This window comes from Streptomyces sp. NPDC006487, assembly GCF_042870555.1.
In the GTDB taxonomy this organism is placed as follows: domain Bacteria; phylum Actinomycetota; class Actinomycetes; order Streptomycetales; family Streptomycetaceae; genus Streptomyces.
In genome coordinates this window covers 72,225-88,343 of record NZ_JBIAHN010000014.1, presented here as the reverse complement: position 1 = coordinate 88,343, position 16,119 = coordinate 72,225, and the positions used below count along the sequence as shown (strand labels likewise).

Below are 16,119 nucleotides of genomic sequence, written 5' to 3'. Positions count from 1 at the left end.
TCGGCCCCGGTCGGCCGGGGAGCGACCGGGGCCGCCGGGGGGGCAGCCGGGTGTCAGTCGGTGTCGCTGGAGTTCAGCCGCTTGGCCTGGGCACGGCCGACCTCGGAGGCACGGTGCAGGTAGTCGGCGATGACGGCCAGTTCGGTGTCGGAGTAGCTCGCCAGAACGGCGCCGAAGGCGCGGCCGGGGGTCTCCCAGGCGGCGCCGATCCGGTCGCGGGCGGCGGGGGAGAGGGCGACGAGGGAGCGCCGGCGGTCGTTCGGGTCGGCGTGCCGCTCGACGATGCCGGCCTTCACCATGCGGTCCACGAGGCGGGTGGCGGAGCCTGAGGTCAGGCCGGTGAGGCGGGCGATGTCACCGGTGCTGACCGGGCCGGGCTCCATGTCGAGGAGGGCGACGCACTGCATGTCGGTGGGGTGCAGGCCGACGTGGTCGGCCATGGCCTGGTTGAAGAGCGAGTAGTCGGCGTAATGCCGCTGGCTCTCGGTGACGATGCGCGCGAGCAGCTCGGCGCGGGTCCACTCATCACTCGAACGAGCGTAATCGGTTGACATCGGCTTCTCCGTGCTCCAAATTTATCTGTGTGGCGCAGAGATTGCGCCACGCAGAATCTGCGTCACGTACTCAGTCTAGAGTAGGAAGAGCAGGAATCCGCCATGTCGAACACGTCGAGCACTCCGAGCACGTCGCATGCGCCGAGCACGCTGAGCACGCCGGAGGTCCTCGTCACCGGTGGCCGCGGCGCCGTCGCCCGGGGTCTCTCGTCCCTCCTCACCGCCCAGGGCGTCCCGCACCGCCTCGCATCCCGCGAGCCGGACACACCCGGCACAGTCCACTGTGACCTCACCGACCCCGCGACCTTCCCCGAAGCCCTCGCCGGTGTCCGCTCCGTCTTCCTCTACGCCGAGGCCGCCGCCGTCGACGCCTTTGCGAAGGAGGCCGTCAGCGCCGGCGTGGAACACGTCGTCCTCCTGTCCTCCTCCTCGGTTCTGGCCCCCGGCGCCGCCGACAGCCCCCTCGCGGCCGCCCACCTCGCGGTGGAGCGGGCCCTCCTCGCCTCCCCGCTGCGCACCACCCTGCTGCGCCCCGGATCCTTCGCGAGCAATGCCCTGGGATGGGCCTGGCCGATGAGATCCGGCCGCCCGGTCCACCTGCCCTACCCGGGTGCGTACAGCGACCCGGTCCACGAGGCCGACCTTGCCGAAGCCGCCTTCGCCGTTCTCACCGACCCCTCGCTCGGAGGGTGCGCGTACACCCTGACCGGGCCGCGGACGCTGACCTTCGCCGCCCAGCTGGCCGTACTGGGCGACGCTCTCGGCCGGCCCATACCCTTCGAGGCCGTGTCGCGCGAGCAGTGGAAGTCCGAGGTCGACGGCTACATACCGGGCCCGTACGCGGAGGCCCTGCTCGACTTCTGGTCCGCCTCGGACGGCCTGCCCGTCGACCTCACCGCCGACCTCGAGCGGCTCACCGGACACGCGCCGCGCACCTTCGAGACGTGGTGCGCGGACCATGCGGACGCCTTCCGGGCGTAAGGCCTTCCTCCTTGGCCCCGGCTGTTTCCGCTGGCAGAGCTGCGTGTTAGCGTCCGCCGATTGATCGATTGCAGGGGGGGACATGCGAAGGTTTTTGAGCATCGGCAGCGCGGTGGCACTGCTCTTCACCGCAGGTGTGGTGGGTGCGGGAGCGGCCGTGGCGGCCGGGGATCCGACGTTCTGGTTCGACCCGGTCGAGGACAAGGTGCTGATGCCGGGCGAGGGCCGGGTCGGGATCGCACCGCAGGGCTCGGGCGGACAGAACAGCGGGGAACCGGACGGCACGTACGTCTACGTGGTGAGCAAGAAGCCGCTCACGGACGCCGGCTGGTCAGGCGGCGGGGTGCCGGCCGGGCTGAGAGTGGACCCGACGGACGAATGCGCGCCGAAGGCCGGGTTGGCCGGGGTGTACCTGTGTGACCTGAAGTGGATGGGCTTCCCCGCGCCCGAGCTGTCTGCGGCGAGCACCACGGCGGACGGCACGACGGTCTACTACGGACTCGTCTACGTGCCGCGCGGGGCCAGCGTCGACGCGGGCATCAAGGAGGCGCAGACCGCGGGGTCACAGCCGATCGGCAACCGTCGGGCGCACGCGACCGTCACGGTGAAGACGAAGGCACACGTCGCACAGAACACGATGGTGCTCTCGACGCCCACGCTGCCGGCCGGCGGTTCGGTCAAGCACACGGTGAAGCTGCACGCGGTCGACAAGGGCCGCCTGAACGTGAGCGCGTCCCCCGCACCGGGCTTCCGGCGCTGGGACGAGGGCGAGCTGAAGGTCACCGCCGACGGTATCGACGCGGGCGGCGCCGCGGGGGCCGAGTGCGGGCACCCGCTCGGGGATTTCGGCGGCGTCTGGTGTGACGTCGACAAGCCCGGCGACTACACGATCACCTACACGCTGAAGGCGCAGGCGACCGCACCGGCATGGAAGCTGCGCACCAGCGCGGTCTATGAGGTGTACACCTTCGGCACGGGCAACCCGGAGAAGACGTCGGACTTCGCGGTTGCCAGTTCGACCCCGGTGACCCAGCGCTTCCGGCTCCTGGCCCGTGACGCCGAGGGCTGGCTGTGGGACTACCGGAGCACGGGCAAGGCCGCCGAGCCGTTCCCCTGGGTCGACCCGGTCGGCGGCAACTTCGACTGGAACCAGTACACCGCGCTGACCCGGCTGGGGCCGGTGACCGTGCAGGGCACCGGGCGCGGTGCGGTGGGGCGGGACAAGGCCGGGGTGCTGTGGTTCCACCCGACCTCGGGTGACGGCTCCATCTTCAAGGACCGGATACGGGTCGGCGGCGGCTGGAACACCTACAACACGCTGGTCGGTGTCTCCGACGCGACCGGCGACAAGAAGGTGGACCTGCTGGCGCGGGACGCCGGGGGCGGCCTGTGGCTGTACCCGGGCACGGGCCTGAACACGACGCCGTTCGGGAGCCGGGCGAAGGTGGGCACCAACTGGAACATCTACAACCAGCTCGTCGGCGGCGTCGATCTGACCGCTGACGGCAAGGCCGACCTGGTGGCCCGGGACAAGGACGGCAAGCTGTGGCTGTACCCGGGCACGGGGGTGGCCGCGAAGCCGCTGGCGAGCAGGCAGCAGATAGGCACCGGCTGGCAGATCTACAACTCCGTCGTCGCTCCGGGTGACCTCACCTCGGACGGCAAGGCCGACCTGGTGGCGCGGGACAAGGCCGGCGCCCTGTGGCTGTACCGGGGCACGGGAGTCGCGGCGAAGCCGTTCGCCTCGCGGGTGAAGGCCGGTACCGGCTTCGACAGGTACAACCTGCTGTTCTGAGAAACGCGGAAGGCCCCGATCCGCTCTCGCGGATCGGGGCCTTCCCACAGGGTGAGTGACGGGACTTGAACCCGCGGCCACCTGGACCACAACCAGGTGCTCTACCAACTGAGCTACACCCACCATGTCCGGTCGGAAAACCGACCGGCCGAAGAAAAGGGTACAGGGTCCGGGAGGGTGCTCGCTCCCCCCTTTTCCCGCACCCCACTCCGGTGGGTGTCAGGCGCCGGGGACGACGTGCTTGGCGGCGATGGTGCGCGCCGTGTCCGAGTCCGGACCGGGCTGCGGTACGAAGACGGCCTCCCGGTAGTAGCGCAGCTCGGCGATGGACTCCTTGATGTCCGCGAGCGCCCGGTGGTTGCCGTTCTTCGGCGGGCTGTTGAAGTAGGCGCGCGGGTACCAGCGGCGTGCCAGCTCCTTGATCGAGGACACGTCCACGATCCGGTAGTGCAGGTACCCCTCCAGGGCGGCCATGTCGCGCAGCAGGAATCCGCGGTCGGTGCCGACCGTGTTTCCGCAGAGCGGAGCCTTGCGGGGTTCCTTCACGTGTTCCCGTACGTAGGCCAGGACCTGTGCCTCCGCATCCGCGAGGGTGGTCCCGCCGGCCAGCTCGTCGAGCAGGCCGGACGACGTGTGCATCTCGCGCACCACGTCGGGCATGGTTTCCAGGGCGGCGTCCGGCGGGCGGATCACAATGTCCACGCCTTCGCCGAGCACGTTGAGCTCCGAGTCGGTGACCAGTGCGGCCACCTCGATAAGTGCGTCGTCCGTCAACGAGAGCCCGGTCATCTCGCAGTCGATCCACACCATGCGATCGTTCATGCGCCCCACCTTATGCGGAAGGTCCCCCGCAACGGTGACCACCGAGGTGACCACTGGTGCGGGGGACCTTCACAGGACCTCGTTACGCGTGCTCGCGCAGCACCCGGCCCGGGGCGTACAGCTCCGTCACCGTGGGACCGGACGCGGCCAGTGCCGCGGCCGCCCGCTGCGGCTGCGGAGTGCGCTGGTGCGGGACCGGCGAATCCGACAGCTGAGCCACCTGGACCACGTCCGCCTGCGGGCGGCGTGCCCGGTAGGCGGAGCGGTAGGCGGCCGGGGAGGACCCCAGCTGGCGGCGGAAGTGCCCGCGCAGCGCGACCGGCGAGCGGAACCCACAGCGTCCGGCGACCTCGTCGACCGAATAGTCGGAGGTCTCCAGGAGCCGCTGCGCCTGAAGCACCCGCTGGGTGATCAGCCACTGCAGCGGCGCACTGCCGGTGAGCGAGCGGAACCGCCGGTCGAACGTGCGCCTGCTCATGTAGGCGCGCGCGGCCAGCGTCTCCACGTCGAACTGCTCGTGGAGGTGCTCCAGTGCCCAGGCGACGACCTCGGCCAGCGGGTCGGCGCCGATCTCCTCCGGCAGCGACCGGTCGAGATAGCGTTCCTGGCCACCCGTGCGGCGCGGCGGGACGACGAGCCTGCGGGCCAGTGCTCCCGCCGCCTCGCTGCCGTGGTCCGTGCGCACGATGTGCAGGCACAGGTCGATTCCGGCCGCGGTGCCCGCGGACGTCAGCACGTCGCCGTCGTCGACGAACAGCTCGCGCGGATCGACGTGGACGGACGGGTAGCGCTTGGCCAGCGTCGGCGCGTACATCCAGTGCGTCGTCGCGGGCCGGCCGTCCAGCAGACCGGCGGCGGCGAGCACGAATGCCCCCGTGCACAGTCCGACGATCCGGGCCCCCTCCTCGTGCGCCAGACGCAGCGCGTCGAGCGCCTCCGGCGGCGGAGGCGAGGTGATGGAACGCCACGCGGGAACGACGACCGTGCCTGCCCGGGCGATCGCCTCCAACCCGTATGGCGCGGTCAGCTCGAGTCCGCCGGTGGTCCGCAGTGGACCGTCCTCACCGGCGCACACGAGCAATCGGTAGCGTGGAACTCCCGCGTCCTGCCGGTCAATGCCGAACACGGAAAGTGGAATGGAGCTCTCGAAGATCGGTCCGCCGCTGAACAGCAGCACCGCGACGATCTCCCTGCGGCGACGCCCCGCGAGCTTCCTGCCGTCTACGACGACGGCGGTGGAATCCTGGCTCATGGCGCTAAGCCCCCCTTGGGTGTCGCGACTCCTTGGTCTGGTCGCACCTGCACGTATCCCCTCGGCCTTGCACGTGGCTCCCCCGCCGTAAATACATGATCGAATCTACTGCGTCCCGTGGTGTCGGCGTGACAAGTTCAGCACGCAGCGCTATGTCGACTTGGCAACTTGGCGAAAAGCATTCGATCAGGAAGCGTTCCACTCCGCTACCCGCGTGGAAAGCGCACTGTCCGGCCATGGCCAGTACTCGTAGGGTCAAAGACCCCCTGTGGCGCCGTAGTCGCTGATGGTGAGGGGGTCGGGGGGACATTCCGGCAAGGGGGGTGACCTGCCGGGAAGTTGGCTGAAAACATGCGGGTGTGGATGTGCGATTGAGTCAGTCCTGAGGGGACATCCCAGGGGAAACCTGGCATCCCCGCGGGCTTCCGGCCCCGGCGCGCGAGTGCCGGCCCCGATGGGGGGGCGTCAATCGGTCCTCGGCGAGGACCCGGGCGGCATTCCGCTCCGTCCGCTCGGACCGGCGCAGCAGCACCCGGCAGGCCGCCGTGACGGCCGCGAGGCCCAGGGTGGCGACGGCGGCCCCGCCGAAGGAGGTCCCGTAGACGACGAGGACCACGGGGACGAGCAGGCAGCTGAAGGCCGCCCAGCGCACCACGTCACCCGCGGGGTCCTCGTGGGGCCGCCGGGTGGCCTGCACGGACGAGTGAAGAGGGGGAGGTGGCATGTGGACGGACTGCGTCGGCTGAGCGGGCGACTGAGCGGGCTGGACGGGGTGAACCGGATGGCCGGGCACGGCGTGCTCCCTGCGGGCTCTTCCTGGACGGTCGGACTCCTGTCCAACGGCGTGCGACGCGGCTCGGTCACTGCGCGCACGGGTGGCGCACACCCGATGGGGTGCACCTCGTCACTGGCTGTAGGGGGCAGCGGACATTGCCAAGGAGGCGTGGCTGCGGCATGCTCCCTGGGACGCTCTCCAAGGGCGGCATGACCTGTGCACCACAGGAGTGTCGCCGTACCCTGGTGGGTATGGGCTTGGGAAGATGCTTCCCGGACAGAGCTCGGTCACACTGAGTTGTCGTTTTCTGGAATCGTCCCGCTTGAATCGTCGCTTCCGCCTACTGGCGCCCCGTCCGCTTGTCCCTTCCCCTGAGGACCTCTTCGCCGAGACACCCATGGCCGGTCACGAATTCTCCGAACCCGCGGACCGCAAGCGCAAACGCCTCGCCGATCCAGAATCGGCCGACCTGCGCGCGGTGGAACAACCACGTCATCCCTGCGACCCGGCCTTCCGGCACGGGGTCGTGGTGGGCTTCGACGGGTCCACGTCCAGTGAGCGCGCCCTCGCGTACGCGATCGGGATGGCCCGTCGCTCAGGCTCCGGCCTGATCATCGTCCACGTCGCGAACCGGCTCCCCACCACCGTGTGGGCGGGCTGCGAGCCGCCGGTCTTCGTGGACGTGCCGGACCACCGCACCGAGGTGCTGGGGCTGGAGCTGGCCTGCGCGGACTACCTCTCCGAGGTCCCGTGGATCCTCGTCGAGCGGGGCGGCGACATCTGCCACGAGTTGGAGGAGGTCGGCCGGGAGTACTCGGCGGACGCCATCGTGGTCGGCTCCACGCACGGCATCGTCGGCCGGATCTTCGGATCTGTGGCGGGCCGGCTGGCGAAGCGGGCGCAGCGACCGGTCGTTGTCATCCCGTAACCGACTGTATGTCGATTGTGCGGTTGTGCACCCCCATGTAAGGGGTAGATAAAGGCTGCTGGGACGCAGCAAACAACTGCAGATCGAAGGGAGCCCGCCGTGGACAATGGTGTCTCTGCGGGAAGCACGGCCTCGACTTCGACCCTCGGGCACATCGCCCTGGGTCTCACCCTTCTCGCGTTCGGTATCGGGACCACCGGCATCATCGACGGTGTGACCGCGGCCAACTCCGTGTCGCTCGCCATGTACCTCGGCGGACTCGCCCTGTTCGTGCTCGGAGTCCTCGAGTACCGGGGCGGCAACGGCTTCAACGGCACGGCCTTCGCGGGCCTCGGCACCTTCTGGTTCATCTGGGCCAACGGGGCCGACGGAAAGGTTTCGGCAGACGCGGCCGGAATGTTCCTCGTGCTGTTCGCGATGCTGGCACTGACCCTCACCGCCGCGGCCTCGGGCGGACTGTTCGGTCAGGGCGTGTACGGCCTGTTCACCCTCTCCCTGCTGCTCCTGGCGATAGGCACCTTCGCCGAGAGCGACGGGCTGGCCAAGGCGGCCGGCTGGGTGGCGGCGCTCTCCGGACTGCTGGCCTGGTACGGGGCCACCGCGGCGCTGGCGAGCTGGCCGATGGCCTTCGGGAAGGGTTCGCGCGGCGCGGTCGCCGCGAGCTGACGGACCCGGCACCACGCACCACGCACCGCACGAAGAAGCCCCCGGGGGATCCCCGGGGGCTTCTTCGTGCGCGAGACCTACTCGACCGTGACGGACTTCGCCAGGTTGCGCGGCTTGTCGATGTCCCGGCCCATGGCCAGGGCCGTGTGGTACGCCAGCAGCTGCAGCGGGATGCCCATCAGGATCGGGTCCAGCTCGTCCTCGTTCTTGGGCACGAGGATCGTGTGGTCGGCCTTCTCCTGCTTGGTGTGGGCGACCGCGAGGATCCGGCCACTGCGGGCCTTGATCTCCTCGAGCGCCGCGCGGTTCTTCTCCAGCAGGTCGTCGTCCGGGACGATCGCGACCGTCGGCAGCGAGGGCTCGATGAGGGCGAGCGGGCCGTGCTTGAGCTCGGAGGCGGGGTAGGCCTCGGCGTGGATGTAGGAGATCTCCTTGAGCTTCAGGGAGGCCTCCAGGGCCACCGGGTAGCCCCGGACGCGGCCGATGAACATCATCGACTTGGCCTCGGCGTACTCCGCGGCCAGCTTCTTGATGTCCTCCTCGCCGTCCAGGATCTCCTGGATCTGCGCGGGCAGCTTGCGCAGGCCGTCGATGATCCGCTTGCCGTCGGTGACGGACAGGTCGCGGATGCGGCCCAGGTGCACGGCGAGCAGCGCGAAGGCCACGACCGTGTTGGTGAAGCACTTGGTGGAGACGACGCAGACCTCGGGGCCGGCGTGCACGTACACGCCGCCGTCGGCGGCGCGGGCGATCGCGGAGCCGACCACGTTGACCACGCCGAGGACGCGGGCGCCCTTGCGCTTGAGCTCCTGCACGGCCGCGAGCACGTCGTACGTCTCACCGGACTGGGAGACCGCGATGTAGAGGGTGTCGGGGTCCACGACCGGGTTGCGGTAGCGGAACTCCGAGGCCGGCTCGGCGTCGGCGGGGATGCGGGCCAGGCTCTCGATGAGGCCCGCGCCGATCAGGCCGGCGTGGTACGAGGTGCCGCAGCCCAGGATCTTCACCCGGCGGATGCCGCGCGCCTCGCGCGGGTCCAGGTTCAGGCCGCCCAGGTGGACGGTGTTGAAGCGGTCGTCGATCCGGCCGCGCAGGACGCGGTCGACCGCGTCGGCCTGCTCGGAGATCTCCTTGTGCATGTACGTGTCGTGGCCGCCCATGTCGTAGGAGGCGGCCTCCCACTCCACGGTCTCGGGCGTGGCGGTGGTCGTCGTGCCGGAGGTGGTGTAGGTCCGGAAGTCGTCGGCCTTCAGGGTCGCCATCTCGCCGTCGTCGAGGGTGACGATCTGACGGGTGTGGGCGACGAGCGCGGCGATGTCCGAGGCGACGAACATCTCCTTCTCGCCGATGCCGAGGACGACCGGGGAGCCGTTGCGGGCCACGACGATGCGGTCGGGGAAGTCGGCGTGCATGACGGCGATGCCGTAGGTGCCCTCGACGACCTTGAGCGCCTCGCGGACCTTCTCCTCCAGGGTGTCGGCCTGGGCACGGGCGATGAGGTGGACGAGCACCTCGGTGTCGGTCTCCGAGAGGAAGACGACCCCGTCGGCCTCCAGCTTGGCGCGCAGTTCGGAGGCGTTGTCGACGATGCCGTTGTGGACGACGGCGACCTTGTTGTCGGCGTCCAGGTGCGGGTGGGAGTTGATGTCGCTCGGGGCGCCGTGGGTGGCCCAGCGGGTGTGGGCGATGCCGGTGGTGCCGGCGAAGCGCTTGGGTACCCGGGACTCCAGCTCGCGTACGCGGCCCTTGGCCTTGACGACCTTCAGGGCCGCGGCCTTCGGGCTGTTGACGACGATGCCCGCGGAGTCGTAGCCGCGGTACTCCAGTCGCTGCAGGCCCTCCAGCAGCAGCGGTGCCACGTCACGCTTGCCGATGTAACCCACGATTCCGCACATAAGGTCTTTCCCCTCCTGAAGTTCGGTTGTTCTTGCCGCTGTCCGGATCTCCGGCAGGTGGTGCCCGGCCGCGGGCGACTCAGCCGTAGACGATGCGGCGCAGCTGCCGGAGCGAGAGCTCCGGCGGTGATACGGCGCGGTGCGGCAGTTCGGCCGCGATCCGCTCGAAGATGTCCGCGTTGACCGCGCCCCCGGACTGGAGCTCACGGTGGCGCCGACGGACGAACTCCTCGGTGCTCTCGTCGAAGTACGCGAGAACGTCGAGCACCACTCGGGCGGCTTCGCCCCGCTGGAGCGAGGTGCTGCGCACCAAGTGGTCGACGAGGTCGTCGTGCGACGGGCGGCGGTCGGGCATCCGTCGATATTGGCGGTACGAGCCGCAGAACGCAAAAATCCTGCCCGAAATCGGGCAGGAATGCGCTGGTCTGGACCAGGGGAGGGGTGGATTCCGGTCTTTGCTGCTCAGAAACGACCCAAAATCGCCGCTTTCGCCGTCGTGAACTCCTCGGCCGTGAGGATCCCGGCCTGATGCAGTTCTCCCAGCTCGCGCAGCCGGCGCAGCAGCGCGTCGTGGTCCTGAGCCGGGGCCGGCGCCAGGGCCGGGGCGGCGGGCGGCCCGGGCGCCGGTGTGAACCCGGCCGGGAGCGAGGGCGAGGGAGAAGGCGAGGGCGAAGGTGAAGACGACGGCGAGGGCTCCGGTACGGACGCGAGCGCCGCCGGATGCGGCATGCGGACCGCCACGGCGGCCGCGACCAGCGCCATCAGGGGGTCCTTCTTGAAGCCGAACAGCTCCACCGAGTGCGGGTCGTACTTCGGCGGCGGGCTCTGGGCGGGAGCGCCGGCCAGGGCGAAGCGGATCCAGCCGTTCTCCAGCCCCCGGGACGGGGCCCATTCCACCGACCGCAGGTCCGCGACCCGGAAGTCCCGTGCCCCGCCCGACCGTTTCGCCTCCTCCGTCGTCCAGTTCCAGTCCAGGGACACCCGGTCCCCGTCGAAGGCCACCGTCCCGTCTCCCGCGCCGACCGTGATCGGCACCGAGGGGCCCGGCAGCAGGTAGGAGTCTGCGGGCCCGGCATCCACCCGGTCCAGCAGCAGGGCGTTCCGCACCTCGTCCACGAAGTACTCCGCCACGCCGCCGCGGTCCGGCTCCACGGTCAGCCGGTACGGATCGGAGGCCTCGGGCAGCCGGCCGCCCGTCACCTGGAGCAGCGGGTCGGCGCCGTCACGCAGCCGCAGGCGCAGCCGGCCCGCCTTGCGCCCCGGTTCGTAGGAGATCCCGGCCAGCGCGCGCAGCGGGACGAGCACCTCGCCCAGCGTCCGGCGCAGCAGCCCCACCCCCTTGTCGCGGCCCGGCACGATGCGCACGGCGTCCCCGTCGAAGGTCCATGTGCCGTCCTTCTGGATGATTTCCACCATCCTTGGATTCTTGCATCGGCCCCACGGGCCCGGTTGGCCTATACCTATGGCCATGAGAGTCCCGCGACGCGTCCTCGCCGCCCTCCTCGTCCTCGCCGCCGTCCCCGCGGCCGCCTCCTGCAGCAGCGCCGCGAGGGGGGACGACGCCCGGCCGGGCGACGAGCCGCCCGTCGCGCTCGCGCCCTATGAACGGCTCCTGCCCGCTCCCCTCTCCGCGCACGCCGAAGGCCCGGGGTACGCCTTCGGCCCGGGCACGGTCATCCGTACCGGCCTGACCGGCGACGAGGAGGTCCGCAAGGTCGGCGAACTCCTCGCCGAGCAGTTGCGCGGCCCCAGCGGGCTGCCGCTGCCCGTGGTCGACGGCGCGGAGGGCGACGGGATCCGGCTGCGGATCGACGGTGAGGCGGAGGGGGCGGGGGAGGAGGGCTACCGGCTGGAGTCCGGGCCCGGCGGGGTCACCCTCACCGCCCGCACGCCCGCGGGCCTCTTCCACGCCGGCCAGACGCTGCGCCAGCTCCTGCCGGTGGCCGGTCCGGGGACGGTGCCGGGCGGTACGGTCACCGACGCGCCGCGCTTCGCGTACCGGGGGGCGATGGTGGACGTGGCCCGCCACTTCTTCACGGTGGAGCAGGTCAAGAGGTACGTCGACCAGCTCGCGCAGTACAAGGTCAACACCCTGCACCTGCACCTGACCGACGACCAGGGCTGGCGCATCGCGATCGACTCCTGGCCGCGGCTGGCGGAGTACGGGGGCGCGAGCGAGGTCGGCGGCGGGCCCGGCGGGCACTGGACCAAGGACGAGTACCGGGACCTGGTGGCGTACGCCTCGGAGCGGTACGTGGACGTCGTCCCGGAGATCGACATGCCCGGCCACGTGAACGCCGCACAGGCCGCCTACGCCGAGCTGAACTGCGACGGGAAGGCGCGCGAGCCCTACACCGGGATCAAGGTCGGCTTCAGCTCGCTGTGCGTGGGGGACGAGCGGACCTACGCGTTCATCGACCAGGTGCTGGGAGAGCTCGCGGAGCTGACCCCCGGCAAGTACCTGCACATCGGCGGCGACGAGGCGCACTCCACGCCCGCGGCGGACTACGCGGCCTTCATGGACCGGGCGCAGGCGGTGGTGGCCGGGCACGGCAAGACCGTGGTGGCCTGGCACCAGCTCGCCACGGCCCGGCCGGCCCCGGGGGCGGTGCTCCAGTACTGGGGCCACGACCGCACGGCGGCGGCCGAGAAGGCGGCGGTGGCCGCGGCGGCCAAGGCCGGCAACCCGGTGATCCTGTCCCCGGCGGACCGGCTCTACCTGGACATGAAGTACGACAAGGCGACGAAGCCGGGCCTGGCCTGGGCCGGGTACGTGCCGGTGCGCCGCGCCTACGACTGGGACCCGGGGGCCTATATGACGGGTCTTCCGGAGTCCGCGGTCCTCGGGGTGGAGGCCCCGCTGTGGACGGAGACCATCGCGACGCGGGGGGACTGGGAACTGATGGCCTTCCCGCGCGTCCTGAGCCTCGCGGAACTGGGCTGGTCCCCGGCCGCCACCCGCGACTGGACCTCGTACCGCCTGCGCCTGTCCGCCCAGGGCCCGCGCCTCGACGCCCAGGAGGTCAACTTCTTCCGGACGCCGGAGGTGCCGTGGTCCTGACGGGAGTTTGACGACAGGCCCTAGAGCGCCGCCGTCGGGTCCTCGTCCGGGGCCTGGCCCGCGTAGGCCTCCGCGAGGAGCTGGTCCTCCGTGGCGCCGAGGCGCCAGTAGCCGGTGAAGCGGACCGCGCGGCGGTCGACGCCGCAGTCCCGGACGAAGTGCCTGCGGACCGCGCGGATCGTCGCGGACTCGCCCGCGATCCAGGCGTACGGGGCTGCGGCGGCGGGCCGTCCGGCTGCCCGGAGGGCCTCCAGAACCCGCTCGGTGCGTTCGGGGCCGGCGCCCGGTTCCCGTACGACCCAGGTGATGTCCGCGTCGGCGGACGTCGGCAGGTACAGCCGGTCGTCCTCGTGCGGGACCTCGAACCAGGCCCTGACCGGGGTGCCCTCGGGGAGCCGGTCCAAAATCGCGGAGGCCGCGGGCAGGGCGGTCTCGTCGGCGTACATCAGGATCGCGCCGGTGGCGGCCGGCGGCTGGAAACGTACGGACTTGTTGTCCGCGACGGCCGGGCCGATGGCCATGATCCGGCGGCCCGTCACCGCGCGGCCCGCCCAGGACGAGGCGGGGGAAGAGGTCCCGTGCAGGACGAAGTCGATGTCCACCTCGTCCACCCCGGCGGCGGTCCGGCGCTGCTCGCGGACCGTGTACGAGCGCATCACCGGGCGCTCCTCGTCCGGCATCGCCCGCCAGTCGCCGAACCAGGTGTCCTCGCCCGTGGACGGCAGCACCGTGTGCTCCCGGCCGGCGGGCGGCAGGAAGAGGGAAAGGCTCTGGTCGTAGCCGCCCGAGCGGAAGTCCGCCAGGGAGGCGCCGCCGAAGGTGATCCGCAGGAAGGAGCGGCCCAGGCGGCGCGTGCGGAGCACTTCGAGCTCGAAGAACCGGAAGTGCGGGATCGAGGCTGCGGGCGCGGTGGCGTCGGCGGTGCCGGTGGTGTCGGCGGTCATGCGGAGGGTCCCCCTGGGAGCGGCGATGACGGGCGAAGCGGAAGGCCCCGGCGCCTGGGTGAGGTGCCGGGGCCGGACGGCCGGGGGTCAGCTGACCTTCTTGGCGTTCTGGATGGACTTCGCGAGGTCTTCCAGGATCTGCGCGCACTTGTCGTACGAGTAGACCGGCTCGGTGACGCGGGGGGTGACCTGGCCGGCCTTGGCGGCGGGGAGCGTGGCCCAGGTGGGCTTCTCCTTCGTCAGCTGCGCGGGCTGGAGGGCGCTGCTGCGGTTGTCGAGCAGGATCAGGTCGGCCGGGTACTTGCCGGCGTTCTCCCAGCTGAGGCTCTCGAAGAAGGTGCTGCCCTCGTCCAGCTTGTCCGGGGTGATGAACTCGACGCCGAGCTGCTGGAAGTAGCTCAGGTCGGCCGCGGTCTTCGGCGTGGAGATGTAGAAGTGCTCCGCGTCGCCCGAGGCGACGAGCACCTTGATGCCGGGGTTCGCCTTGACCGCCTCTCGGACCTTGGCGGAGGCGGCCTCGAAACGGGCCTTGCCGTCGACGGCCTTCTTGGCGTTCAGGTCGGCGCCCAGGGACTTGGCGAGGTCCGCGGTGCGGGCGAGGGCCTTGTCCATGGTCACGCCGTCACCGCCCACGCGGACCGCGGCGGCCGGGGCGACCTTCAGGATCTTGTCCTTGGACTCGTCGGGCACGTACCAGTACGTGTCGTCCCAGGTGTTGGTGACCAGCAGGTCGGGCTGGAGGGCCGCGTACTTCTCGACGTTGAACTCGCCCCAGACGTTGCCGAGGATCTCGACCTTGGAGATGTCCATCGAGCCGGCCTGCACGTCGGGCTTGCCGTCGGCGGTCTTCGTCGGGCCGAACACGCCCTTGACGTTGACCCCGTAGTCGTAGAGCGCGGCCGCGGTGCCGGTGAAGGCGACGATGTTCTTCGGCGCGGACTTGGCGGTGACGTCCTTGCCCAGGTCGTCCTTGAAGCTCCACGCGCCCGAAGCGGCGCCCGTGCCCTTGTCGCCCGAACCGTCCTTCGCGGAGTCGCTGCCACCGCAGGCGGTGAGCGCGGCCACGAGGCCGAGGGCGCCGCCGGCCGCGATGAGACCGCGACGGGTGAGGAAGGAGGAGCGGGACTTGGGCATGGGAATGTCCACTTTCGTACGTACTCGGGCGGCTCGGATGTTCGATAGGAAGGTTAGCCTAACCTTTGCTCGAAACGATAAAGGGCCCTCCTGGCGGAAGGCCCCGTACCGCATCACCGACTGCCGACCGACTGCCGACCGGCTGTCGTCAGACGGACAGCCCCAGCTCACGGGCGATCAGCATGCGCTGCACCTCGCTCGTGCCCTCGCCGATCTCCAGGATCTTGGAGTCGCGCCACATACGTGCCACCGGGTACTCGTTCATGAACCCGTAGCCGCCGTGGATCTGCGTGGCGTCGCGCGCGTTGTCGACCGCCACCGTCGAGGAGTACAGCTTCGCGATGGCCGCCTCCTTCTTGAACGGCTCCCCGGCCACGAGACGGGAGGCCGCGTCGCGCCAGCCGATCCGCGCCATGTGGGCGCGCATCTCCATGTCCGCCAGCTTGAACTGGATGGCCTGGTTGTCGCCGATCGCCCTGCCGAAGGCGTGCCGCTCCTTGGCGTACTTCACGGACTCGTCCACGCAGCCCTGCGCCAGGCCCGTCGCGAGCGCCGAGATGGCCACGCGGCCCTCGTCGAGGATCCGCAGGAACTGGGCGTAGCCGCGGCCCTCCGCGCCGACCAGGTTGGCGAGGGGGACCCGTACGCCGTCGAAGGACAGCTCGCGGGTGTCCGAGGAGTTCCAGCCGACCTTGGAGTACGGGGCGGCCACGGTGAAGCCGGGGGTGCCCGACGGGACGATGATCGAGGAGATCTCGGGGCGGCCGTCCGCCTTGCGGCCCGTCACGGCGGTGACGGTGACCAGACCGGTGATGTCCGTACCGGAGTTGGTGATGAAGCACTTGGAGCCGTTGATCACCCACTCGTCGCCGTCCCGGACGGCGGTCGTGCGCGTGCCGCCCGCGTCGGAGCCCGCGCCGGGCTCGGTCAGGCCGAAGGCGCCGAGGATCTCGCCGGAGCACATCTTCGGCAGCCACTGCTGCTTCTGCTCCTCGGTGCCGAAGAGGTACAGGGGCATCGCGCCGAGCGAGACGCCGGCCTCCAGGGTGATGGCGACCGACGAGTCGACGCGGGCCAGCTCCTCCAGGGCGATGCCGAGGGCGAGGTAGTCGCCGCCCATGCCGCCGTACTCCTCCGGGAAGGGCAGGCCGAACAGGCCCATGCGGCCCATCTCGCGGACGATCTCGTACGGGAACTCGTGCCGCTCGTACAGATCGCCGATCTTGGGCGCCACCACATCGTGCGCGAACGCCTCTACGGTGCGGCGGAGTTCCTCGTGCTCGGGGGTGAGCCGGTGGTCGAGGGCCATGGT

Annotated in this window: 15 protein-coding genes and 1 tRNA gene; 5 read left to right on the top strand and 11 right to left on the bottom strand. The window is 70.7% G+C overall.

The features are described 5' to 3' along the window. Positions 1 to 53: 53 nt before the first annotated feature. Positions 54 to 554 (bottom strand): MarR family winged helix-turn-helix transcriptional regulator, encoded by a 501-nt coding sequence (locus tag ACFYM0_RS25000; RefSeq protein ID WP_388505064.1) that lies wholly within the window; start codon positions 552 to 554, stop codon positions 54 to 56. Between the two features lie 102 nt (positions 555 to 656). Between ACFYM0_RS25000 and ACFYM0_RS24995 the strand changes: the two genes are divergently transcribed. Together ACFYM0_RS24995 and ACFYM0_RS24990 are read left to right on the top strand one after the other, a co-directional pair. Next, the gene (locus ACFYM0_RS24995; protein ID WP_388505062.1) at positions 657 to 1,535 is read left to right on the top strand and encodes an NAD(P)H-binding protein; all 879 of its coding nucleotides are present in this window, start codon (positions 657 to 659) and stop codon (positions 1,533 to 1,535) included. Positions 1,536 to 1,617: 82 nt separating this feature from the next. Further along, positions 1,618 to 3,330 carry an FG-GAP repeat domain-containing protein gene (locus ACFYM0_RS24990; protein ID WP_388505060.1) on the top strand — a complete coding sequence of 571 codons (1,713 nt, stop codon included), beginning with the start codon at positions 1,618 to 1,620 and terminating at the stop codon, positions 3,328 to 3,330. A gap of 50 nt (positions 3,331 to 3,380) precedes the next feature. Here ACFYM0_RS24990 and ACFYM0_RS24985 read toward each other — a convergent pair. From ACFYM0_RS24985 to ACFYM0_RS24970, 4 genes are all read right to left on the bottom strand, one after another. After that, a tRNA-His gene (locus ACFYM0_RS24985) sits at positions 3,381 to 3,453 on the bottom strand. Between the two features lie 96 nt (positions 3,454 to 3,549). Next, positions 3,550 to 4,152, bottom strand: a complete 603-nt coding sequence (gene orn / locus ACFYM0_RS24980; protein WP_266877785.1) for an oligoribonuclease — start codon at positions 4,150 to 4,152, stop codon at positions 3,550 to 3,552. A gap of 82 nt (positions 4,153 to 4,234) precedes the next feature. Next, positions 4,235 to 5,404 carry a helix-turn-helix domain-containing protein gene (locus ACFYM0_RS24975; RefSeq protein ID WP_243337100.1) on the bottom strand — a complete coding sequence of 390 codons (1,170 nt, stop codon included), beginning with the start codon at positions 5,402 to 5,404 and terminating at the stop codon, positions 4,235 to 4,237. Positions 5,405 to 5,780: 376 nt separating this feature from the next. Further along, positions 5,781 to 6,101 (bottom strand): hypothetical protein, encoded by a 321-nt coding sequence (locus ACFYM0_RS24970; protein ID WP_388505057.1) that lies wholly within the window; start codon positions 6,099 to 6,101, stop codon positions 5,781 to 5,783. A 475-nt stretch (positions 6,102 to 6,576) separates the two neighbouring features. On the opposite strand from ACFYM0_RS24970, the gene ACFYM0_RS24965 reads away from it, so the two are divergent. After that, the gene (locus tag ACFYM0_RS24965; RefSeq protein WP_214951587.1) at positions 6,577 to 7,107 is read left to right on the top strand and encodes a universal stress protein; all 531 of its coding nucleotides are present in this window, start codon (positions 6,577 to 6,579) and stop codon (positions 7,105 to 7,107) included. A gap of 99 nt (positions 7,108 to 7,206) precedes the next feature. Beyond that, positions 7,207 to 7,773, top strand: coding sequence for a GPR1/FUN34/YaaH family transporter (locus ACFYM0_RS24960; protein WP_388505055.1), 567 nt, complete (start codon positions 7,207 to 7,209; stop codon positions 7,771 to 7,773). A gap of 77 nt (positions 7,774 to 7,850) precedes the next feature. On the opposite strand, the gene glmS is transcribed toward ACFYM0_RS24960, so the two are convergent. From glmS to ACFYM0_RS24945, 3 genes are all read right to left on the bottom strand, one after another. Then, the gene (glmS, locus tag ACFYM0_RS24955; protein ID WP_266877782.1) at positions 7,851 to 9,668 is read right to left on the bottom strand and encodes a glutamine--fructose-6-phosphate transaminase (isomerizing); all 1,818 of its coding nucleotides are present in this window, start codon (positions 9,666 to 9,668) and stop codon (positions 7,851 to 7,853) included. A gap of 79 nt (positions 9,669 to 9,747) precedes the next feature. Then, positions 9,748 to 10,023: a hypothetical protein gene (locus ACFYM0_RS24950; RefSeq protein ID WP_327252869.1), complete on the bottom strand. Its 276-nt coding sequence runs from the start codon at positions 10,021 to 10,023 to the stop codon at positions 9,748 to 9,750. A 107-nt stretch (positions 10,024 to 10,130) separates the two neighbouring features. Beyond that, entirely contained in the window at positions 10,131 to 11,084 is a 954-nt protein-coding gene (locus tag ACFYM0_RS24945; RefSeq protein ID WP_388505053.1) for a DUF4429 domain-containing protein, read from the bottom strand. A gap of 52 nt (positions 11,085 to 11,136) precedes the next feature. On the opposite strand from ACFYM0_RS24945, the gene ACFYM0_RS24940 reads away from it, so the two are divergent. Further along, positions 11,137 to 12,729, top strand: coding sequence for a beta-N-acetylhexosaminidase (locus ACFYM0_RS24940; RefSeq protein ID WP_388505050.1), 1,593 nt, complete (start codon positions 11,137 to 11,139; stop codon positions 12,727 to 12,729). Between the two features lie 20 nt (positions 12,730 to 12,749). Here ACFYM0_RS24940 and ACFYM0_RS24935 read toward each other — a convergent pair whose 3' ends face one another. The 3 genes from ACFYM0_RS24935 to ACFYM0_RS24925 all read right to left on the bottom strand — a co-directional run bounded on the left by ACFYM0_RS24935 (position 12,750) and on the right by ACFYM0_RS24925 (position 16,116). After that, entirely contained in the window at positions 12,750 to 13,673 is a 924-nt protein-coding gene (locus tag ACFYM0_RS24935) for a siderophore-interacting protein (protein ID WP_388505047.1), read from the bottom strand. 87 nt (positions 13,674 to 13,760) lie between these two features. After that, on the bottom strand, positions 13,761 to 14,807 hold the full coding sequence (locus ACFYM0_RS24930; protein WP_388505044.1) for an ABC transporter substrate-binding protein: 1,047 nt from the start codon (positions 14,805 to 14,807) through the stop codon (positions 13,761 to 13,763). Between the two features lie 148 nt (positions 14,808 to 14,955). Continuing rightward, positions 14,956 to 16,116, bottom strand: a complete 1,161-nt coding sequence (locus ACFYM0_RS24925) for an acyl-CoA dehydrogenase family protein (RefSeq protein ID WP_388505043.1) — start codon at positions 16,114 to 16,116, stop codon at positions 14,956 to 14,958. Between the last annotated feature and the right edge of the window lie 3 nt (positions 16,117 to 16,119).